General features: G+C 43.1%; 21 protein-coding genes. 1 reads left to right on the forward strand and 20 read right to left on the reverse strand.

From position 1 onward, the window contains the following. Positions 1-138: 138 nt before the first annotated feature. From GJB61_RS08445 to GJB61_RS08450, 3 genes are all read right to left on the reverse strand, one after another. Positions 139-2,709, reverse strand: coding sequence for a winged helix-turn-helix domain-containing protein (locus GJB61_RS08445; RefSeq protein ID WP_195724281.1), 2,571 nt, complete (start codon positions 2,707-2,709; stop codon positions 139-141). Positions 2,710-2,811: 102 nt separating this feature from the next. Next, positions 2,812-2,943 carry a hypothetical protein gene (locus GJB61_RS32135; RefSeq protein WP_267490783.1) on the reverse strand — a complete coding sequence of 44 codons (132 nt, stop codon included), beginning with the start codon at positions 2,941-2,943 and terminating at the stop codon, positions 2,812-2,814. An 8-nt stretch (positions 2,944-2,951) separates the two neighbouring features. Continuing rightward, entirely contained in the window at positions 2,952-3,227 is a 276-nt protein-coding gene (locus GJB61_RS08450; protein ID WP_338115713.1) for an SDR family NAD(P)-dependent oxidoreductase, read from the reverse strand. Positions 3,228-3,239: 12 nt separating this feature from the next. Between GJB61_RS08450 and GJB61_RS31155 the strand changes: the two genes are divergently transcribed. Continuing rightward, positions 3,240-3,413, forward strand: coding sequence for a hypothetical protein (locus GJB61_RS31155; protein WP_195724283.1), 174 nt, complete (start codon positions 3,240-3,242; stop codon positions 3,411-3,413). A 248-nt stretch (positions 3,414-3,661) separates the two neighbouring features. Here GJB61_RS31155 and GJB61_RS08455 read toward each other — a convergent pair whose 3' ends face one another. The 17 genes from GJB61_RS08455 to GJB61_RS08550 all read right to left on the reverse strand — a co-directional run bounded on the left by GJB61_RS08455 (position 3,662) and on the right by GJB61_RS08550 (position 22,840). Further along, positions 3,662-4,135: an SMI1/KNR4 family protein gene (locus tag GJB61_RS08455; protein WP_154118195.1), complete on the reverse strand. Its 474-nt coding sequence runs from the start codon at positions 4,133-4,135 to the stop codon at positions 3,662-3,664. A 24-nt stretch (positions 4,136-4,159) separates the two neighbouring features. Continuing rightward, complete coding sequence (locus GJB61_RS31585) at positions 4,160-6,304, reverse strand: HNH endonuclease signature motif containing protein (RefSeq protein WP_229521535.1); 2,145 nt, start codon at positions 6,302-6,304, stop codon at positions 4,160-4,162. A gap of 563 nt (positions 6,305-6,867) precedes the next feature. Further along, on the reverse strand, positions 6,868-7,248 hold the full coding sequence (locus tag GJB61_RS08470) for a hypothetical protein (RefSeq protein WP_154118012.1): 381 nt from the start codon (positions 7,246-7,248) through the stop codon (positions 6,868-6,870). 502 nt (positions 7,249-7,750) lie between these two features. After that, positions 7,751-7,963 carry a hypothetical protein gene (locus tag GJB61_RS08475; RefSeq protein ID WP_154118013.1) on the reverse strand — a complete coding sequence of 71 codons (213 nt, stop codon included), beginning with the start codon at positions 7,961-7,963 and terminating at the stop codon, positions 7,751-7,753. A gap of 11 nt (positions 7,964-7,974) precedes the next feature. Continuing rightward, positions 7,975-8,679, reverse strand: a complete 705-nt coding sequence (locus tag GJB61_RS08480) for an Imm3 family immunity protein (RefSeq protein ID WP_154118014.1) — start codon at positions 8,677-8,679, stop codon at positions 7,975-7,977. A 27-nt stretch (positions 8,680-8,706) separates the two neighbouring features. Then, positions 8,707-10,872 carry a deaminase domain-containing protein gene (locus GJB61_RS31590; protein ID WP_229521536.1) on the reverse strand — a complete coding sequence of 722 codons (2,166 nt, stop codon included), beginning with the start codon at positions 10,870-10,872 and terminating at the stop codon, positions 8,707-8,709. 105 nt (positions 10,873-10,977) lie between these two features. Next, positions 10,978-11,274, reverse strand: coding sequence for a WXG100 family type VII secretion target (locus GJB61_RS08495; RefSeq protein ID WP_154118015.1), 297 nt, complete (start codon positions 11,272-11,274; stop codon positions 10,978-10,980). 136 nt (positions 11,275-11,410) lie between these two features. Continuing rightward, positions 11,411-14,776, reverse strand: a complete 3,366-nt coding sequence (locus tag GJB61_RS08500; RefSeq protein ID WP_154118016.1) for a DUF5704 domain-containing protein — start codon at positions 14,774-14,776, stop codon at positions 11,411-11,413. A gap of 12 nt (positions 14,777-14,788) precedes the next feature. After that, positions 14,789-16,009, reverse strand: coding sequence for an S-layer homology domain-containing protein (locus tag GJB61_RS08505; protein ID WP_154118017.1), 1,221 nt, complete (start codon positions 16,007-16,009; stop codon positions 14,789-14,791). Positions 16,010-16,459: 450 nt separating this feature from the next. Continuing rightward, entirely contained in the window at positions 16,460-16,948 is a 489-nt protein-coding gene (locus GJB61_RS08510) for an antitoxin YezG family protein (protein WP_154118018.1), read from the reverse strand. Between the two features lie 5 nt (positions 16,949-16,953). After that, the gene (locus GJB61_RS32545) at positions 16,954-17,640 is read right to left on the reverse strand and encodes a DNA/RNA non-specific endonuclease (protein WP_420819738.1); all 687 of its coding nucleotides are present in this window, start codon (positions 17,638-17,640) and stop codon (positions 16,954-16,956) included. Positions 17,641-19,286: 1,646 nt separating this feature from the next. Then, positions 19,287-20,267: a hypothetical protein gene (locus GJB61_RS08525; protein ID WP_154118019.1), complete on the reverse strand. Its 981-nt coding sequence runs from the start codon at positions 20,265-20,267 to the stop codon at positions 19,287-19,289. Further along, positions 20,254-20,799, reverse strand: a complete 546-nt coding sequence (locus GJB61_RS08530; RefSeq protein ID WP_154118020.1) for a hypothetical protein — start codon at positions 20,797-20,799, stop codon at positions 20,254-20,256. Before GJB61_RS08530 ends, GJB61_RS08525 begins: the two co-directional genes overlap by 14 nt. Before the next feature lie 18 nt (positions 20,800-20,817). Next, on the reverse strand, positions 20,818-21,180 hold the full coding sequence (locus GJB61_RS08535; RefSeq protein WP_154118021.1) for a hypothetical protein: 363 nt from the start codon (positions 21,178-21,180) through the stop codon (positions 20,818-20,820). Then, the gene (locus tag GJB61_RS08540) at positions 21,177-21,722 is read right to left on the reverse strand and encodes a hypothetical protein (protein WP_154118022.1); all 546 of its coding nucleotides are present in this window, start codon (positions 21,720-21,722) and stop codon (positions 21,177-21,179) included. The genes GJB61_RS08535 and GJB61_RS08540 overlap by 4 nt, the downstream gene beginning before the upstream one ends. A 67-nt stretch (positions 21,723-21,789) precedes the next feature. Further along, positions 21,790-22,284 (reverse strand): hypothetical protein, encoded by a 495-nt coding sequence (locus GJB61_RS08545; protein WP_154118023.1) that lies wholly within the window; start codon positions 22,282-22,284, stop codon positions 21,790-21,792. Between the two features lie 58 nt (positions 22,285-22,342). Further along, a complete protein-coding gene (locus tag GJB61_RS08550) occupies positions 22,343-22,840 on the reverse strand; it encodes a hypothetical protein (RefSeq protein ID WP_154118024.1) in 498 nt (165 codons plus the stop codon). Positions 22,841-22,846 lie beyond the last annotated feature (6 nt).

Here is a 22,846-nt window from a genome sequence, read left to right on the forward strand (position 1 = left end):
TCCGTGTTCATTTCACAAGGAATCCTTAATTCCATACTCCATAGTGTCATTCCTCATTGCATCCATCCTACTATAAGCCTTTCCGCGCAAAAAAATAACTCCCCATTTGGGGAGGTAAGGGCAAAAAATTTAGAAATATTAGACCAAAATCATTAATTCTTTGGCACGCTGCAGGGCTTGTACCCGATTGTTCGCTTCAAGCTTTCTGTACACATTCCGGATATGAAACTTTACGGTTTCACCTGTGATGTTAAGATCTGACGCAATCTCCTTATTCGTCAATCCACCCGCAATCAACAATAGAACCTTCGTTTCCTGTTCTGTCAATATTTCTTTACGAGGCTGTTCCACTTGTAAGCTGTCTTGGCTCGTGACCTGCATAGCCTGAAGCAGTTGCTGTACATAACCAGAAGAAACAAGGGGAGTGTCCCCCAAGTGACTGCCTTGCTGCCTCTTCCCATAAGCCGATAGCAGTTCTGCCATCACAGGGCCTTCATCTATAAAGCTTCGGATATACCCCTCTGGTTCTGCCAAATGCAGCACCTTCGCTAACTGAAGGAGAGCAGCATCCGTTTGACCCAATCGCTCTAGCGTTATACTTTGTAGAATAATTACCTGAATACGATCCCGCAGACGATCTTCCTTGTCAAATAAAGAATCTAATCGTTCCAATAGATACAACGCTTCATCCATACGTTCAGATGCTACTAGAACTCTAGCAAAAGCTAGATACTCCGCCACACGATTCAGCGAAACCTCGTCGGTATGCGCCAGACCGCATCTTTGCGACCAATCTATAGCCTCTTGAAGCAACCCTTGCTGTAGAGATAGACAGGCTTGTTCCGCTTCGATTCTTAACATAAATAATTCATGATCAGGAGAGTCAATCTGTGATTTCAATTGGATGAGCAGCTCAGATGCCTGAATTGTATTTCCTTTAGCTTGCTGAATCCGTGAAGCACTAATGACAATTTGTATCATAATCCTCGCAAAAGGCCGCATGTCCTTGCGTCCAACAACCATGGCCACATACGACTCTGCCTCTTCCAATCGATTCCACTCGTACAATAACTTGCTGTAAGAGGCACACAAGAATCCGAGAAAAGGATATTCCTGCTTGTTATGCCACACTGTGATCCATTTCAACAGGAATACGTCCGCTGCATGAAGATCGTTGATATGTGCCAATAGATCGTCAAACGAATCATACCCTTGATATCTATTGCGCCCCACCGTTTGAAAAAAGCTGCCTTCCGGCATATACCGTTCAACTAGCGCGAAATAGTCTGACGTTCGTTCCAAATCTTTCTGAAGATAAGAAGTGATCGCTTGAAAGAAGTAGATATTGCCCATAGCCTGCTTCCATTCCACTTCAGTTACTTTCTTCTCCAATGCTTGAAACCGAATGGTCGCTTGTTCCACTCTTTGAAATGCTGCTTTCCATTCTCCCACGCCCAATAAGACAGATATGTAAAACAGTTCGATCATGGGTTTCTCCGCAAAGGAGTTTTCCGGTAAAACAGAAACCCAGCGGATCAACACTTCACTTTTCGTCTGCACTAACGTATGTAGATTTCTCTCAATCAACCGAACGGCATCCTGGACCTGTTGTCCCTGTAAATAATGCTCTACCGCTTCTTCGTCAAATCCTTGATTCTCCAGCCAATGTGCCGCATGAACATGCACCTGCTTCCAACGATCCTGGTCTGTTCTGAACAATAGCTGTTGTAAGAAATCCGAAAGTAAATGATGATACCTAAACCAATTTCTTTGATCATCTAGAGACACAATAAATAAATTCATTTGCTCTAATTTTTCCAGCTGTGCTTGACTGTTCATTTGACCTGTTATTGCCTGGCATAATGAAGCGTTCATACGACTTAAAATGGACGTTTCCAATAAAAAAGCACGCGTCTGGTCCGATTGATGACGAAATACTTCTTGCAGCAGATAATCAGAGATATGATGCTGATGACCGCTGAACTGCTGTATGGTCTCGGCAATATTATCACTTCGTCTCAAAGAGATCGCTGCGAGCTGCAAGCCACTGATCCAGCCTTCGGTTTGTTGGAATAGAATGGTCACTTGTTCTCTGGTTAGTCCTAAATCGGTCGTCTCTCGAAAAAAAACAAGCCCTTCGTCCAGCTGAAAGCGCAAATCCTGCATCATGATTTGATGCAATTCACCTTTTGCCAGTAACCTGGCGGTCGGTATGGTTAGGTCCGTACGACTTGCAATATATAGATGAATATGAGGAGGCAAATGCTCAAGCAGATGGATCATGGATTGATGGATAGGCGGAAGTTCAATAACATGAAAATCATCGAGAATAATTACCAGTTCGCGTGGGAAACGATTCAACTCGTTTAAGAGCTCTGTGATTGCTGGCTCCAAAGACGCCGAAGGCCCTATTTCAAGAAGAGATGGGACCCCCAAGCCAAAACTGGGCTCTCCCACCTGAATGGAAGCTATGATGTAACTCCAGAACTGAATCCAATCATTATCCTGCTTATCTAGCGAAACCCAAGCTACAAGCCTGTTACATTGTCTTACCCATTCACTTAATGCGGTAGTTTTCCCGTAACCAGCCTGTGCTGACACAAGCGTCAGTTTGGCTTCCATCCCCTCATTCAGCTTACGAATCAGCCTTGGACGGGATACCAAAGATTTACGCACATGAGGGATGTGAAGTTTTGTACTTACAATCAATGAATACCCCTCCATATATAAATTGAATTTATTACCTCTTCAAACTCATATTATATCAGATAAGGCAGCGTTAAAATATGGAAGGGATCCCTAAACCGCTCCTCATTTGAATTTACCAGAAGCCTGTGTTGAGAGGGCAGCGCCCGTTGGTTTCGGACGAGCCACCCGCTCCATGATTGTTACTATCATTTTGCGAGTCAAAAAGCGGTTCAGTTGGTCAGCGAAATACTTCACCCTACCTGCTATGATATAACTTCGTCTTTGCTCACCCCACGGAACCCGGCCTGCACTACTTTTTTGGGGGAAGCCAGTGTCATTCCGCCTGCTGCATCCGTTGTGCCTATCACATTGAAGAACCCCGTTTCCGTGGCTCCCGGACACAAAGCAAGAACACACACACCGCTCCCACGGTTCTCAGCCCAAAGCGCCTCCGTAAAGGGAAGAACAAACGCCTTGGAAGCACAATAAACGGCCATATAAGCACTCGGTTGAAAAGCTGCAAGGGAAGCCACATTCACAATGATTCCATCATGAGGAAACAATGTCTGACCAAGATTATACGAAAACTATACCATGCTGAAGTTTTGGACGAGTTAGATATCATCGAATGTTTTGAACAACCAGGGGGCAGGCGCCGAATTGGCGAGTTTACCAAAACACAAATGGATCACTATACGGACCTGGCAGCGGGCATCCCTACCTAGGTGTAATTTCCTGAGAATCTAAGCTATTTGGTATTCTACAGTTGCGAGTAAATTTGAAAAAACGCCAGAAAACGAAGATAACAAAAAGCAGGTCAATCATGGTGGTTTCTAACCATAATCGACCTGTTCAATGTAATGAAAAAGCGTTATTGAGGGTATATAAGCCAAGTATTAATGTGGGTATAAAGTCGGTTATATGCGAAATTTCTTGGTGGATTCATTCGGTACTGGGTAGCTCTTAATTCTTTTTATTCAACTAGCATTGTTAGGAATTCTTTAAAACTATCTGCAACATGATAGCTCACTGGGTCAAATTCACCAGAATTAGCATGATCCCATACACAAACTTTAGGATTATTTCTAGATTTACGAAAATCTAAGCATAGAAAATCACCAGCAAATAGAACAGCAACTGGTAATAATGCAACTCCTATCAAATCTTCATCATCAATTAGTCTCTCATCAAGCTGTGATTTAGTAGCGTCAATATCAAATATTCCAAACTCATTTTTGGTTGGATCCTCAAGAATGCATAAGAATCTAGTGATTGCATAGCTACGATCATTACAAATAAACGAACGAATTTCTGGAATACCTCCGTTATATGCTTTAATAAATTCTTTATACTCTGATGACAATTCTACTCTCCAAAAACCTTCTTCTTTCGATAATAGTTGATCAGACGGTAATGGATAAATAATAGTCTCTTTTTTTATTTTCATAATCATTACCTTTCTCCTTCTTATTTATCTTGCAGCATCTGCCCACATTCCAGTAGACCTTCCACCATTGTGAGTTGTAATGTTATGAATTCCATAAGGAACCAATTGCATCTTCCCAGGTACTTCAGTATGGTGCCATGTATACGATCCGTTTTCAACCAATTTCCTTATGTCTTCTGGAAGATTATTATTCAACCACTCAAACTGCTCTGTATCACCTTTTTTCCACAAACTTTTTGGAAGCTCATCAGTATGCGCTACCACGCCGGCACCCTCAAAATCAGCAAAACCAAAACGCATACCATCTATATTTCCCACTTCTATTTTAGGTATGAGATTCAATTCCTCGGCTTTACTTTTTATCAACTTTCTTTGCTTACCAGTTAAACCATCTCCTCCATAAATACTTTTTTCCCAAGACCACCCTTTAGTATTTATTACCTCAACATAATTCTTGGCATAATCATCAACGACTTCATCAAAAGATTTACTCCCCGATAAAAATTCATCAATGTTTTTTAGGTGAGGAGCTCTACCAGCCCCAATATCACCCGTCCCCTCAATAGCCTTTCCACCCTGTTCTTTTCGGATTATATCCATTTCATTATTGAAATGAATTTGCACGGGTGTCTTTGGAAGTGACTTTGTATCCGTCTGAATATCGTTTATATTAAATTGTAAGCCTTCATTTGTACTGAATTGTGGGGATTGACGAGCATTAATCTCTTGCACTAGGTCTATTGCTTTCGGAAGCTTTGGCTTCGGCAATCCGCCACCGGTGGGTAGCAAGGACTTTTCGACTGGACCGTATAACAGCGTCACCATTCCCAGACTATTCATCCAATGGTCAGCCGACCAGGCTTCCTCTGGATGAAACGCCCCCTTCGCCATCTCCACTGTCCCCAACGTCAACCAATCTGCAAACTTCTCCTTTGAATCAAACATATGGTCTGATCGGTCTTTTGCTCCCTCATACATGGCTACGGGAAGATCGCCTGTAATTCCTAATGTCAGCCAATTGAAAAAATCATAAGGAGAATCTGTGGCCTTATCCGCACGAGTTCTTAACGTACCCACAAAAGCTGTTCCAATCTCTTTAAAACTGTCTAGCGATTTAAAGAAAGCATTTTTCGATTTCTCTGGATTTTCTTCTTTTTCATCCTGCGCTTTTTTTATAAACAGATTGTAGCTTCCTAATTGGACGATTGAGGAAGTGAATTGGGCAACGTCTTTCCAAGCTTCTGCACCTTGGTTCGTCATCACATGCACTCCCAAATTGACCCCAGTGGCAATCATCTGCTTCATTGTAGCATGAATACTTTCCAGCTGCCCCTTCGCCCAATCGGCCTGATCCCCTGTTCCTATCGCCATTCGCAGCAGCAGTTGATACGCCTCATTCTGTACCAGCGGTACGCTGCTGGTCGTGATCGACGGATCATAATCACACGCCCTAACTGCCGGCTGTTTGTAATAGGCACCTAGATCCTTCCCCGCCTGATACTGGACTTCGTCTATACCCATGGATTCCAGCTTCGCCCGTGCGTCTTCCGCCAGCTTGTGCATCGCGTCCATTTGCGTTTTATTTCCAAATGCCTGATACACCTCGTAGGCCGTCTGCGCCTTCGCAATCTGATCTCGCGCCTCGTAAATATCCTTCAGTTTACTTTGGGCCGCTATCCTGTCTAGGGTTCCCAGCCCGTACTTTTGGATGATGTCCTGGAGCCTCTTGACCATAGGATCACTATTCAGCTCATCACGTCCCGTTAGATAGGCAATCGAAGAGATTAGATTCGTGGCCGCCTTTTGGGCAAAGGCCGGAATTGTAACCCTCCCTGTTGCACTCCCTCCCCCTAGCCTTCCGAACATACCGCCAAGAGCGCTGAACTGCTGAGCCAGCTGATTCATCTGCCGTTTGTTCTCTTCCTGAACGCCTTGAACACCCTTTATGGCTTGACGAATGATATCTTCAAGCTTTTCGGCCTCCACGGTCAGTTCGTTGATCAGCACCTGGGCTTGTTGAAGGTTTTGGCCCAGCGGGATGCCACCCCAGTTGCTGGACTGACCTCTCAGTTGTAAGTATAGATGATTTGTATCTTGACTAAGTAACCCCATTTTCGTGCGCAGACGCTCGACTTCGTCTTCTCTAAATACCATTTTTCCAGGTGCCATTCATTACCTCCAGCTCTTACGCATAGATCACCAAATGCCCTGCACCTCTCGACCAATCTCAGACTTTATGTACTACTTCATCCTTAAAATACTTAAGTAAAGCGAGAGCATACCTAAACTATATCTCGGTTTTGTTTCCCATTTTTTTACTCTATATCCTTAATTTTAACTTCTCAGCCTATTAACAGTTGACTACGGTTTGTTGAAACGCAAGTGAGCGGCCCAACAAGACTCCAATCCATGACTCACCGCAACAAAATATGTTGAAGGTATTACGGATCCCATTCACGCGCAATAGTTTTGTTTACATAGTTTGAATAAACCTTTTAAGTATAGCTGTAAAGTACGAGAACAACTGTTGAAATCTAGTGGGGATTTTTTCAATGGAAAGTCTCAAACTTATTTTTATTCTTCATACCCTTTACATCGTATCTATCGTTTTGACTTGTTGCATAGTTGCGTTTACTTTTTAATACACAGGAAGAACTGGAAGATAACAAAAACAAATCAATCATGGTGGTATCTGACCATAATTGACTTGTTCAATGAACGACTTTGTCTTATCAGATATGATTTTTTTCTTCATGCATTGATGTTAATTCACTTATATCAATCCATTTTTGATACACACCTTTATCTGCCATATCCAAACCTAGGTTTTCTAAAACTTTGTAATCTCCATTTATTGAACTTAATAACACAGTACTTCCTTCTTCTTTTATTACTTGGAATTTAATTCCCTTAAAGTCAGCAATAGTTGAAATACTATACAATTCTTCGACTTCATTTCTCTCTACGTTTTTAGTGTAAAGAATGTTCTTGTATAAAGAAAAGCCCTTTGATATATCATTACAATTATATGAACGAAGTACTATGGTGTTTGCACCTTTTGTACCAGCTTCATATTCATTGCCTTTATAAATAGCATAAATACCATTTTTCATTTAAGACACCTACCTATTTTAATATTTCTACAAACTTACCTAAATCACTATCATAAACTGCACGTAAACTTTCAGTACCATCCTGCATTATTGTATATAGTTCGGCTCCATCATCAAAATTTAAATAGCTCGCACATTTATACTCAGGTATGGCTTGTCCATTAGTTGCTGCAGTAAAACCGTTTCCAGTAAATGGGGACCATCGGCAACATTTCTACTCATTGACTTACCATATGGGACCTCAAACAATGAAGCTTGGAGTGTATTAAACCTTTCTTACAAAATCAATGCTAGTAATATCTTCTGTTTCAATATATATTGTGAAATACTTACAGCTGAAACGAGAAAAATCCTCGTAGCTACTTACCTTTTCTTTAACTGTTTCACTCGCTATGCTATACAGCATTTTCTTCAATACTTCATGGTCTATGTTTGAAACTATAAATAATGCACAGTCCATTTCACTTATCACCTTTTGCATCAACCAGAGATTACTTGAACTTTACGCTTTATACGATTCTGACTTAATAAAATTATCCACCAAAAATTTATCATTATCACTTAATCCTTCAACCATTTCGCTAAACTTAATTTTTGCACCCTCATTGTCTAAAAGAGATAATGTGGCCAATGCAACATGCCCAAATTGCCATGGTCCAATAAATTCACTATCCGTTAGTAGTTCTCCAAGTTGTGCACATATATTCTCTTTCATAATTACAGCTATCATCCTATATTGTTTAATTGCTCTAATACGTTATCAATTCTTACTACTAGGTTCTTCCTTTCCCCTTCTATCAGTTGCTCATTGCAAATATCTTCCACATTGAATAGTTGCAACTCCTGTTTAATCTTCTGTAAACCTTCTATTCTTGTGTAGCCAAGATTTAACAGGTTTTCAGCTAGCGTTGTACACACGATTATTTTTTCACTTAGTGTATTCTTACAATCTCGTTCAAAACGTTTAAATACTTTAGCAATTATTTCATCTTTGTTTATGATGCCTGTATTAATTTGGTCTAAGAATTTATTAACCTCATCTGTCAATTCTTCATAATACCAACATACCCTCGGATAATAATCTAATGGTTTATTATCTAATTGTTTAAGTACTTGCTCCCTGCGTATAAATAAAGCAATGTGCTGTTCTCGTGATAATTCATTATCTTGTTCAATTAATTTAAAATTTAATTTGGATATCGTGTTTATCATATAATCTTTGAAGGTGTTCAGAATCCTTAAATGGGAAATTAAAATTTCTGCAATTGTTACACTTATCACTGCTTTATCTGTCTCACTTTTTTTCATTGACATATCATATTCATTAAATGTTCGTGCAATAGCCTCCTTATTACTCATTTTCCCTTCTTCTTTAAATTCATTATAAGTCTCATTTATGTATTCCAAGTACTCTTCATAACTAGTGGCCATTTAATAGAACCCTCCGGAAAATTATTTTTAAGTCTTAGGTAGAATAGGGACATCACCATTATGGATTACTTCAATTTTAATATTAGGATACTTTTCATTAAATTGTTGAATAATTATATTACAACTACCACATGTATCCTTCTCGGAAAACAATTTAATTTTCCCTGTTGCATTTGGATTATCACCTATTCTCTTAGCCAGATCATTTAAAATTTTATACTCAGTATCCCCGTCCCTCAAGTAAATATTTCCTACTTTATCAGGAGCTTCCGTTGCCTTAAATATTTGCTGGTCAGGTTTGAATGAAAACTCCCCAGTACCAGGGATATTTTTGCTTGCATCATGAATTCCGCTATGCGCATAAAAGTCTGTCTTATCGACACCTGTAATATTTACCTCAGCATACGCAAAATTGCCATCTTCTTTATATCTATTAGACAATCCTCCCCTTACTTCGGCTACTTGATCAATAATATATTTATCCTCTATTGGATCAATTAATTTAGTAGGGTATCTCTCAGTTTGTCCTTGAGAAGCTTTCCCCGTCACCTCAATACGAAGTTCTTCTACCTCCTTTAGTTTAACTTCTATTTCTTCACTGGCTTTACCTACCACCTCAACCTTTTCTACCTTGATATCCGGCAGCTTTCCGCGCACAAATCTCATTGTACTGGCAAGCACTTTGCTGCCCGCAGTAATTGCTACATCGCCCACACCAGTAATAACGGTGTTGATTCCAACAGTAGCTATACGCTCTCCCAAGCTTTGCTTTCCATCATCCCTAAAATCATTAAATGCGTCAAACGCTTCGCTCACGATTCCACTAACTGCTCCCGATACCATCGACTTCAATAAGGTAGGTGAGAATTTACCCACTGCACCTGGGATTTTCAATCCATTTAAATATTTCCAGGGCAGGCCTATACTGACCACCGTTCCCAAAAACTGCCCGGCCTTCTTCCCATACGAATCATCCAGCGGATCGACATAACCTTCCGGTTTCGGCCCCATGATCCAGTCCGTGATCGTCCCGGCCATCCCAAATGACGCCGTATCGATTGCATTAACTACCATATTGCTTCCGCCTACGAGAATATTGGCAAGTGTCTGATTGCCAACCCCACTTCCCACTAAACGGTTTTTGTTCACTGCTTCCTTCACTTGCTTTTCATAATATGCCTTGATCTCTTCAAATCTCCGGTCCTGCTCCTCTATCGAAAGCTTGAACCAATACGTTCCTTTCAGCCGTTCAATCACCTTAGGGTCGTTCCGGTTTAAAATATCTGCTTCCGACACTGCGTTATAGGGGTCAGCGGGGCCTATCGTAGCCTGCGGCTTCATCAGCTCCAATTGTTGCTTCGCCCAGTCTCCCTTCGGTCCTCCCACCATCGACATTCGCAGCAAAAGCGCATACGTTTCATCCTGCATCAGCGGTACGCTACTGGTCGTGATCGACGGATCATAGTCACACGCCTTCACCGCGGGCTGCTTGTAATAGACACCTAGATCCTTCCCCGCCTGGTACTGAACTTCATCTATACCCATGGATTCCAGCTTCGCTCGTGCCTCTTCGGCCAGCTTGCGCATCGCGTCCATTTGCGTTTCATTTCCAAATGCCTGATACACCTCGTAGGCCGTCTGCGCCTTCGCGATCTGATCCCGCGCCTCGTAAATATCCTTTAGTTTACTTTGGGCCGCTATACTATCTAGGGTTCCCAGCCCGGACTTTTGGATGATGTCCTGGAGCTTCTTGACCATAGGATCACTATTCAGCTCATCCCGGCCCAGTAGGGCGGCAATCGAGGAGATTAGATTCGTGGCCGCCTTCTGGGCAACGGCCGGAATCGTAATCCGCCCGGTTGTACTCCCTCCCCCAAGCCTTCCGAACATACCGCCAAGAGCGCTGAACTGCTGAGTAAGCTGATTCGTCTGACGCTTATTCTCTTCCTGAACGCCTTGAACACCCTTTACAGCTTGACGAATGATATCTTCAAGCTTTTCGGCCTCCACCGTCAGTTCATTAATAAGCAACTGTGCTTGCAGCAAGTCTTGCCCCAGTGGAATACCGCCCCAGTTGTTAGCCTGACCTTTAAATTGTAGGTATAGATGATTGGTATCTTGACTAAGTAACCCCATTTTCATGCGCAAGCGCTCAACTTCATCTTCTCTGAATACTAGTTTCTTTGCAGACATGTGCTTCCCCCTGCTTGCTTCTACTAAAATTAGCTATGCAGCATGCTGCATAGCTAATTGCATTCTTATGTAGTGGGGCTCGTGTAGTCTACATGTATATGATTCTTAGAAACCTTTTTGTGCGTTCGTAATATTTTTAGAAAGTTCTGCGTAACTCTTCGATACATTATTCATATGAGTTCCAATGTCTTCCAGAGCTTTACCAAAGGCATCGAATGTTTTCTGCATACTTTTAACCTTTTCGGCAAAATCTCTAGCGGCTGCATCCTCCCAAATACTATTCAGATTCGTAGCCGTCGTCATAATTTTTTTCATTAAATTATCGTACTCTTGTTTTTGTTTCAAAACTGTCGATGCCTGTCCAGCTAGACCTTCATAACTCAATGTAACTTTATCTGCCATTATTAACCGCTCCTTTAAACAATTGTTTTTATAGATCTATTTTCCCACTTCATCTTTATCGGTCTATAGCCCTAAGAAGTTTATATTTTCATCCTTTTAATGATAAATTTAACTTCACAGTAACTATTTTCTAATTTCATCTCCCTTGCCCTTGATAGTCATTCCGCACCGAAAAGTCCGATTCGAACAAGATAATATCCCCGGAGGAAAAAGAAAACGTCTGCCCCCGTTCATCCGTGTCGCCCGTCATCTGTCCTTCAATCGCCCACATGTTGGCAATAGGCGCCTTATATCCCAGTATACGTGTGTCCACATCTCCATTTTTTACGGTATAGATCCCAAACTTGACAAGGATATAACCCCCTTTCATAAACTCCTTCTCATGCCCGTCCAGCGCCCCTCCATACTGATTCGCCAGTGCCACAATATTCGTCCCCTTCGGCAGGATGTAGGGCGCAATCGGCAGGTTATATTCTCCGTACCAATGCTGCACGCTCCGCACAGCCGTGATTGGGTTTACTTCATTCGGGATATCGGTCGGACCGACTAAGGTCCGCGATTTATAGGGCAGAACCTCCAGCTCGTAACCCGTGGCGATTTTGGTTTTGCGCTTTACAAATTGTTTATAGAACTTCAGCCAAGGAGTCTTCACCCGCTCCGCCTCGGTCAGTATATCATTGTACTCATAGCTCGCTGCCGTCGATAATTCACCGCCTGATATATTCCGAAAGCCATCCGCCAAGCGGTAGGTCCGGGTATAGCTCAGCTTGTCCTTAGGAGAGCCGACGCCGATCATTTTGTTATTCGAACCGGATATGTCATAGTACAGATCGACAGGTGTCGGTGAACCTCCGGTCTTCGGGATAAAATAGAAGCTCGGCTCGATTCGGATGCCCTCACCTGGTTGCCACAGGTTCCCGATCGTCCGGAAATCAAATAGAAAAGAGTATCCGTTATGCGGAACCGTCAATGGTTCGGTGGGATGAGAACCCTTGCGGATGGGCAAGTGCCACTGTGTTTGTCCGCTTAAAGCCGTCGGAAGGCCATTCTCATCATTCCCGCCCGCATAATACATCGCGTTGCTATGCTCAAGTGTCCCCACTCCGGTGCGGAACACCTTTTCAAAGCGGAAATCTCCAATGTCCCTGATCCGAAAATCGAACAGCCGACCGACCACCCCGACATTGAAACTCTCCGAAGCACAGTAATTCGTTAAGTCTCCGTTCAGGTTCACTTCGCACAGATCCGTACCCTCTAATGGGGCATTAATTGCCCAGGATTGCGTATGAATGGTATAGTCGCCTTCATTCACCCAGGTCGGCATCGTAAAGGTCATGGACGGTGTCCCGACAGGGATGTAAATCCAGGTTTTTTCCGGGTAATACTGGCCCTCTTGGAACACGCCGAACGGAAACTGAATGCGTTTGTTCTTCGTATATTTGGCATAATCCCGGTTGCCGTACCCAGGAATATTGAGATGCTGGCCGCTCTCCGTAAAGTGTACGGTGAAAGGCCGGTCCAGGATCAGCACCGTTCGGGTCATATCCGGCACCATCCGTTGGTCGAATGGGCGGTTATCGTCGGGGAGGAGCGAATAATTGACGACCGGTGTGTGCACGGTGACGGAGTTAATCGGAGAGATCGGATATTCCCGATTCCCGCTTCCCTCTACATTCTCCGCCAGCATCTTATAATAAATCGTGCCTGTGCTGATTGTATTCGGCCGATTGAGTAGACCACTATTGATCAGTAACTGGCCTTCGTAAAGCACCTCGTCTCCGATGATTTGCGGATCGGGAATCCTCCCCGGAATGGGTCCGGTCTTGATCGCCACGGTATCATCCATAATGGTTTCTCCGTTAAATGCGAGTCGGTCATTCTGCACCTCCGGATCTTTGGTTTGCGTTTCCGCAAGACTCTTAAGCTCCGCGGTATCATCAACATCTCCCGGGCCCGGCTCGTGGTCTCCACCATCTACCACCTCCGGCGTAAACGATAGGGTTCCTGTCTCTTGGGGAACAACATGGTCTTCCACCACCGTGCTGTTGGCAAGCTCGACCGTTGGAGAATCATAGTTATTCGGGTAAAGTGTGACTTCCCCTCCGGGCAATGCGTAGTTCTTCATGCGAGCCTGATCGATTTGATAGACGGATAGCTGCTCGATCTGCCAGTACGCATATTCTCTTGGCGTCAGTTCAAAGGTGTAGGTTTTATCAAAGGATGATGTTTTGGGAAGCGGAAGCTGGGGAATCGATGTTCCATTCGGTCCCGGTAGATCCAGCTGCTCTTCCTCCCACTTTGTAGGATAGGTAAGATCTACGCTGCAGGAATAACGAATCTTACCTGCCATATTGGCAAAGGTATGCTCAAACAAATAATTTTTTCCCCAAGCATTGGCGTATAAATGCTCTGAGGTAGGAATTCCCGTCGGCGCATCAAAATGGATTCCATTTGCCGTGTCATTACCAAGAATCGCCCCATTCGCATCCGGTACCATAAATGACGTTTGCGGTGCAGCGATCTTGTTAGGCGGGTCAATGGTATACGTGCATTCGCCTGAACCTGAACCTTCCCCCGTCCCACCTACAGTTATAGTAGCAGTGCCATATAGCCAATACGGACCCTTTTTCCATTTTGCCGTGATATGAGCAGTACCTTCTGCTTTTGCCGTAACCTTTCCATATTGATCCACACTAGCTACTGCTGAGTTATCCGAGCTCCAAGTCGTACCTTCTAATGTCGATGGATTCACTGGCGATACCGTAACATCGTACCAATTATCAGTAAAAGCAGACATGCTTACATCCATCGTTCTAACTTGCGCTTGCAAATTTTTAGTCTCGTTTACTTGTAATGAAGCATTTTGGAGCACGCGCATTTGTTTCTTCTCTATTACATAGCCACTGAACTCTACCTTCATTGGTATATAGTATTGAACCTTGTATTTAATGGGACTACCATCTGGAGTGTATACATTTCTAGCAGTATACGGTATCGAGGAACCCGTGCGAACTTTTATAAAAGCGTTCAAGGATCCTTCTTGAAATAAAGGTTTATCATCGACCGCCTCGTAAGTGATTTTCGGCTCTGCCCAATTCATATCTTTAATACCAAGACCCTTGATATAGGTTTGTTGAAAAGCATTACTTAATTTATCTTTCATTGAATCAGGCGCATAATTACCCATATCTAAATTAAAGTCGGTTTCTTTCTTCAACGGAACTGTCTCACCGTTTGAATTAACATCACCTGGTGTTACTGTAGTTCCGCCCTCGTAGATAGCCACCCAATCACCTGAATCATTCTGTTCCCATACTACCTTAGGTTTTGCATCATCTTCACCCGTAACTTCAACTTTAAGAGTCTGCATGTTTACGGGTCCCTGTGGTGTAACCTCAATTCCTTCGGTAGGATAGCCATTAGAAAAATCAGCATTTGTAAAATCAGGAGTCAAAAAACAAAACAAAATAATTAAAGTTGCGACTACTAACCATTTTCCCACTATTCCCCCCTCCTAATTACTTTTAGCTCCAATGCCGAGTTCTGTGCCATCATCCGTAATTAGCCACCTACTATCTTCATCTACACTCAACCAAGAAAATTCTAACCATAAGGTTACTCCGCTCTTCAAAAAGAAATCCTTTGGATAATTTCGGGGCATCGTTTTATAGCCAAATTTTTCATGTAAATTATTGTTAATAAAAAAACCAGAAAAACCATTCCGCATTCCAGAATAATAATCATCTAAATTAAAACCTTCCTTTTGAGGATAAATGGTAATTTCCCCAAATACTCTATAGGTACCTGGAACATGATATTTACTATCTTCACTCTTGTCTACAAATAATGGTGCATAAATCCCCTTAATGTTATTAACGTATTGTGTATCTACTACTATATAATTGTTTAATACAACACTTCCTGATTTGTTACGAAAAGTATATTTTTTCCCCACCACTCCATTGACGGAGGTATCATTTAGAGTTCTAAATGGACTAATCGTCTCCATATTCGTCCGTTTGGTCCCAACTTCCCTCAATTCATTTAATCCAACAAAGCTGCTCGCCTGCTGCTGGCTAACGTCATCTAGGCGTAGCAGGATAGCCGAGGTTTCCGCCCGGGTCGCGTTTTGCGTTAGGCCGAATGATCCGTCGTGATAGCCGCTCATCAGCTTCGTCCCCAGTGAAATCGCAATATACGGAGATTGTGACTGTGGAATGCCTGGTTTAAAGTATTCTTTTACCGGAAGCACCGTTGTAACCGTGTCCTGCAAGGCTTGCTTATACTCTGGATCGGCTGCCGCAAGTCCGGACGCCATCCACTTGGCAATTTCCATACGTGTAATGGGTGTGCTTGGCTTAAATCCGTTCGGATAATCACTGACATTAATGTACCCTAGTGCAACCGCCCGGTTCACTTCAGTCTCACTCCAATGTCCCGCCAGATCCGGGAAATTTCCCGGTTGTGCTGTCTCAGGCTGTACCTTCGACGCCCTTGCCAGCAATGCCGCGAACTCTGCCCGGGTTACTGATCCATTCGGTTTGAATGTACCATCAGCATATCCTTTGAAGTACCCATTTTTCACTGCCGTATCGATAGCTGCTTTGGCCCAATGTCCTTTAATATCTGTAAATGTAACGATTGGCTCCGCTGCCGCCGCTGGATTAACCTGTATCACCAAACTAATGCACACCAGAGAAACAACGACCAGACTGTTAAGTATTAATTTTTTCATTATGTACCTCCTATTTTTCGGTTCATTTTAAATATACTTTGCTATGAATATTTCTTCTTCATCTAGTCGCATCTTCCATCACTTCAATTCATGGAGGGTAGAGTTTTCAAACAAACTGGAGAATGCATCTATTGTCTTATGTTCACCTGGATCATCATTATAGTAGTTCGTAAAAATACGTAGATCAGCATAACCCTGATTTCCGCAACATTGAAGTACTCATCAAAATAAGTTCACTCACTTCCTTGGATTGCCCCATTGAAAACTCAGTATATTTCTTTAGCTTTGTAAATAAATCCACTTAACATCCCCCTTATGACCATACAACTATTTTATTTATCAAATCTTGGTTTGAAATTTTTTTCAAAAGTTCTACTTTGTTTTCCATACTTAATTTTGTTTGGTGAAAATTTCTTGAATATTCTCTTTAAATAAGATTTGAATTGGGATTTAAATTGGATTATCAGGAAACTCTTCTAAGTATTGTTTTATTAATCTTTGTAGTCCAGTATCTTTTGGTATCTCGCTTAGATATTTGTACTTCCAAATGATAAGTTGATCACTAAAGCTATAATCAGTATCAAACCAATTTGTATAATCAAAGTGAACTTTTAATTCACCTGTTCTCTCTAAGATTAACGTGAAAGAGTACCATAATTCTTGATTCTCACTTTTAAATACCTCCCTCATTTCTTCCGCTATGGAAAATAGCTTTCTTTTATCTAATCTATATTTTTTTTCGTTAACCTGATATTTATTAGGAATTTCAAGACTGTACTCATACTTTTCCTGGTTGGATGCAGGTTGATAGAAAAAATATGTACCTCCACCATCTTCAGAAACTTGAGCATAAAAGTAAAACTTCTCCCATAATTCTGGAATCATTTCATTAACCGTTTCAGCAATTTGTCGATATAAATCATTTAGTCTTTTCTCCAACAAACTCAACCTCCTGATTGATTTTTAATTATTTTCTCGAAAATCCCTTTTCCTTCAATTTCATAAACTACTTCAAAAGAATCCGGTCGTATTGAATTTCCTGAATATAATGGTTCTATTCTGACAGATACTATTCTTGGTGGTATTTCTTTCAAAGCTTTTGCCCACTCCGTCTCCATTTTATACCATTGACCGCCTGAACGATTAATTCGACTATTTTGAGCAACAAGATTATCAATATCTCCCGAACCATGAAACTGACTTCCTATCAAATGACCTCCATCATCCTCTGGTAATCTGTCCTCTCTACCAGCGGCTCTTTGCATTCCTAAATTTCTATCTGCTTCTTTAAGTATCAGATTATCTGCTTCCACGTCAACAATTCTTCCTAACTCATCCGTTTTGTATTTATATCCATCTTGAGTTATATATTGAACATTAGGTGCGAGTTCTTTTCTCCCATTTTTTCCTTTAGTAAATTGGTCGCCATAGTTTACTTCATCTATTTCTTTTATGTAATTGCCTGAAGTATCACCCGTCCCCTCAACCTTACCCGCTTTCACATCCCCAAGCCCGTCCATCTCATTGAGATAATGCTCCTGTACCGATGTCTTGGGCAGCGAATTCGTATCCGGCGTGATCTTTCCTACGTTGAAAGTGAAACCCTCCGGCGTACTTAAAAATGGGTTCAAATTAGGGAATCCAGTGAAGCGTTCGGAGTTCTGGAGGACTTTGGTGGCAAGCCCTTGCACCCCGTCGACCACTTTGCCTACCTTTCCGCTCTTCGTAATCGTGAGTCCTGGCACTAACAAGGAGGCGACCGACCCCAGCATCGCAGCCTTTTCCTCCGGGGTCCCCTCATCAAAGTTATGGTATACCGTCCGGGCTGCTTCGAGCAGTGCTTCCGGATGGTTCATCAAATAGGTGGCCTTATCCACCATGTCCTGCGTCGTCTTCTGCGGATCTACCACAAAGTTGAACGCTAACTTTGCCGTATCCACTACACCCATAACCGTCTCTTCGATAATTGCTCCTACAAATGCGCTCGTTACCGCATCCGCTTGCACGACCTTCTTCCGCCATTCGGTCATTCCATAGGTTTCTTCCAGCCATACATAGTATGCCAATGCCTGATTCGTTTCTTTGGGATCAGAAACATGCGTTTTAAAATAATTAAAGGTTATTTCATTCTCTTTGTTCTTCGCGGTAATCAGCGTCCCATCCGGTAGTTCCAGCGGCGGACCATTCAGCCGCTTCTCTGCCGCGATCTGTGCCGCAACGATCTTCCCAGCCTCCGCTAACTTAATCTCCAATCTTTTTCCGTCCAGTTGACTCTTTGCCCAGCCCCCCTGATCTCCTGATTCCATTGCCATTCGCAGCAGCAGCAGATACGACTCATCCTGCATCAGCGGTACGCTACTTGTCGTGATCGACGGATCATAGTCACACGCCCTAACCGCTGGCTGCTTGTAATAGACACCTAGATCCTTCCCCGTCTGATACTGGACTTCGTCTATACCCATGGATTCCAGCTTCGCCCGTGCGTCTTCGGCCAGCTTGTGCATCGCGTCCATTTGCGTTTTATTTCCAAATGCCTCATACACCTCGTAGGCCGTCTGCGCCTTCGCGATCTGATCCCGCGCCTCGTAGATATCCTTAAGCTTGCTTTGCGCCGCTATACTGTCTATGGTTCCCAGACCGGATTTTTGAATAATATCCTGGAGCTTCTTGACCATAGGATCACTATTCAGCTCATCCCGGCCCAGCAGTGCGGCAATCGAGGAGATTAGATTCGTGGCCGCCTTCTGGACAAAGGGCGGAATCGTAATCCGCCCGGTTGCACTACCTCCCCCAAGCCTCCCGAACATACCGCCAAGAGCGCTGAACTGCTGAGCCAACTGATTCATCTGCCGTTTGTTCTCTTCCTGAACGCCTTGTACACCCTTTACGGCCAGACGAATGATATCTTCAAGCTCTTCAGCCTCCATCGTCAGTTCGTTGATCAGCACCTGCGCCTGCAGCAAGTTTTGGCCTAGTGGAATACCGCCCCAGTTGTTAGCCTGACCTTTAAACTGTAGGTATAGATGATTGGTATCTTGACTAAGTAACCCCATTTTCGTGCGCAAGCGCTCGACTTCATCTTCTTTGAATACTAGCTTCTTTACAGACATGTGCTTCCCCCAGCTTGCATCTAAATCGAGTAGGAGGGGGCGACAAGCCCCGACCTCACACACCACCGTATGTATCGTTCGGTATACGTCGGTTCATGAAATATTCCGCAAGAATACTCACCTTTTAGTTCAAGCAACCGGAGTCCTTAAAATGTAATTTCCCCAGCTTACCTGACCGCACAATCCTCAACAAAATACCCTTTCCGTGCAGCCTCCTCGGGATCAAACAGGCTTTCAATAACAACAGCCCCAGCTGGCACACAACTTTCCCCGTATGCAATATGTCTTCCTGCAGAATTCTTGGTTCCTACCAGAATCTTGCGCTTCATGACCGCACCGCTGCCTAATGAATAAGCATCCAGAAGCTCACCACCAGGGAGAGGATAACCTTGGATAAAAGCCATGATCCCCACATCCTGTATGGACTGCTCCTGCAGTCCGCGGGGTAAGGTGAACTGAACCGACAAATCCATACGTTTCACCAGTTCCAGATGCCTGTTAATTGCCGTTGCCAAATCTTTTTCAACTAGTGAAGTTATCGTACTCTGGCGCACCTCGTGAAATAGTTCTATGGAGGTTAAAGGGGAGAGACTAGTCTCTGCCGCCAGCGCTGCATACTCTCCCTCATAAAATTCATTGGAGCCTGTATCATATACCCGGGCGTTGTCATCCAAAGTGAAATAGAGCAGATTACCGTTCTGCAGCTTATAGTAGTAGGGACGCTCAGGCCAACTCGCCGGCTTAAGCTCTTTGCTTCCAGTAGTGCTTGCCGTATCATCCAGAGTAATCAAGGTGTAGCCGTTATAACCGAATAACACGAGTGCTGGCATATGCAGCTTCAAATTGTTCATTTCGTTCTGATTGTTCTCCAAGCCAAATTTCATAGCCAGATTACTGTAGAACACATTCAATACATCCTGATCCAGCTGCAGCTGACGTTCTCGTCCATAATGCACTGCTGTTGTAGTCGGCTGCATTTCCAGTCGCGACATATAGTCTCCAGCATCATCCACTGCGGCCTGAAAATCATCCGAATACCGTTTATAAAGGTCTTGATTAAAGATACGTTGGTCTTCTCTAGTATCATTGATAAGAACGAGCGGAATCGCGAGTATCAGAAAAATGAGTAATACACTAAGGGGCTTCACTTCGCACCATTCCCCCGTATTTCAAATTGACCGGAATTAGCTCACTGTGAAAAAGAAACGAACGCATTCGTGAAGCAAGGGTCGTGCCTTCGGATTCAAGCCGGACATTAAATAAATCACCCACATGCATGGTGAATCGTCTGCCAGGATTATCCTCAGATAGTGTGGAATTTGGATACAACACATCCAAAATATCCTTACTGAAGTAGCCGTCATACCTGACACTGAAACTGTCCTGGAATGTCGAGTAATCATCAGGATTTATATATAATGGCTGTAATTCCTTCTTGTAGTACTCCATCTGTACATCGAAAACGCCGTATGAGGCATCCAGTGAGTGCAAAAACAACCTATAGTCGTTCACATCCACATATCCTTTAGCACGAACCGTATCCACGAACTCTACCACTGCTGCGTTAGCCGCGAGCTTGGTGTTTCTCTCCACGACTTCAGATTGACGGTATGCGGGATACACCCCGAAAGCGAATACCAATAAAATAACGACGATTACCCCTTTCAGTGCATCTGCCATACGACGGGTCCTCCTTTCTTAGCGGGTGGCAAAGATTTTCGTAATCATCTCATCTGTTCGCGTGATGCTTAACTGATAAGCACCACCAGGAACTCCGCGCAAATCCACTGCTGTAAGATCTGTTTCCATATTAATCACAATGCCATCAATATATAAAATATAGTCTCCCTCCAGTGCCGAAGGGATCATACCGATCACTTGTTCACCATTGACTTTCTTCAAATCGCCTGTGCCTGTATAAGGCGCCGATGCAACTGTAGGTTGCACCGGCTGCCGTGCTTGAACAGCGTTTTCCCCTTCCAGCCGCAGAAACGTAAAGCCGCCTATAGCGAACAATATCCAGGCAAAGAGAGTTAGTAGAAACTGAGTGCTAGTTCTCATTTAGTAGCCTTGTTCTGGTCGAATTCAATGATTCGAACTTCGCCGTTCTTGTCCCTGATGACTGTAGACTTAAAAATCGAAAGAGTATTCACATTGAAATTTCCGATATTCGTACTCTTGATTTCACTCTGGTCCAGCATTTCCGATACACTATGAGCTTCTGCAGAACCATTTTTCACACTATAATTAATTGGTTCTGCTGCTGTTTCCCCGTTCTGTGGTATAGCCAGCTTATAGTAAGTACTATAAGCATTCTCAGCGTAAAATCCTGCTTTGTTTACACCTGTCTTAATAATTATTGTGAATTGTGGTCTCCCTCTATAACGCATCGCCGCATTAATCACATCCTGACCGGATACATTCTTATTATCATAGCTGTTGAACTCCGCTTGATTAATCATCTGAGTCTGGGCAAGAGTCTGCTCCTGGGCACGGATAAAGTAGTTATTGATGATTAGATAAATGCTAACTCCAGCAGCAATAATAAGAATGGTGACAATAATGCCAATCACCCACTTTAAACCAGTCGAAATATTCTCCATGTATTTCTCACCCTGTTCTCCTTTTTAAAGGTATTATGCAAAAGACAGAAACTACTATCAATTATTACTATTGTTTAAATACAATCAATCTAACCTCATCATTCTGATCTTTATAAATCTTGGCTTTGAAAACACCTAGAGTGTTGACATTAAAATCGTCAGAATCCGTTATATCCAGCATTTCAGAAACACTCTTAACTTCCTCTTCACCTATTGATGTCAAATCCACGAACCCAGTAGTTGGAACTTTATATTTAGCTCCATACGTATTCTCCGCATAAAATCCTCGAGTCTCATTTTCCCCTGTATAAATCTTAATCGCGAACTGCGGACGCCCTTTATACCGCATCGCCGCATTGATAACATCTTGGCCGGAGACATCCTTATTATCGTAGCTGTTAAACTCCGCTTGATTAATCATCTGCGTCTGGGCCAGAGTCTGCTCCTGAGCACGGATGAAGTAGTTGTTGATGACCAAATAAATACTTACACCTGCGGCGATAATCAGGATGGTAACAATGATGCCGATAACCCATTTAAGTCCAGTCGAGATATTCTCCATGATGTTTCCTCCTCACTTTATTTGAAGCTTATTCATATTCTATTGACCTTGACGTCCGTTACTCCGCTTTGAAATAAATGGCTGCGATCCGATCATTATTATCTTTTACCAGCTTCGCTCTATATCTGGACTGAGGACTGATGTAATAGTCGCCCGCATAAGTGATATCATCTTCGTTTATATAACTGGAAGCATCCCCGTCCTTGAACTTCCCACTGGAATAATCAAATGCCCGGCAGTTCCCTTTCCCGCTGGGCTTCATACTGAATTCCCTGTACTGTTCAGCGATTGTATAAGGTCTCTTTATATACAAACAGAAGCCCTGCTGGGACTCATAACGCCGATAAGCCGTCAAGATCTGTGAACCGCTGACAAGCTGGTTATCAAATGCTGAATATTGCTGTTCCGAGAGTTCCCTGGCCTGTGCTGCCGCTTGACTGTTCGCCAACTCGACAACAGGCTGTGTCTTCCCCCACAGGAACAACCCGGATGAAATAATGGCCAGTGTGATCAGAATAGATACCGTTGTTTTTAGAAAGCTTGCTATATTCTCCATGCCTGT

Origin of the sequence: Paenibacillus monticola (genome assembly GCF_009664975.1) — a bacterium.
Lineage (GTDB): Bacteria > Bacillota > Bacilli > Paenibacillales > Paenibacillaceae > Paenibacillus_AQ > Paenibacillus_AQ monticola.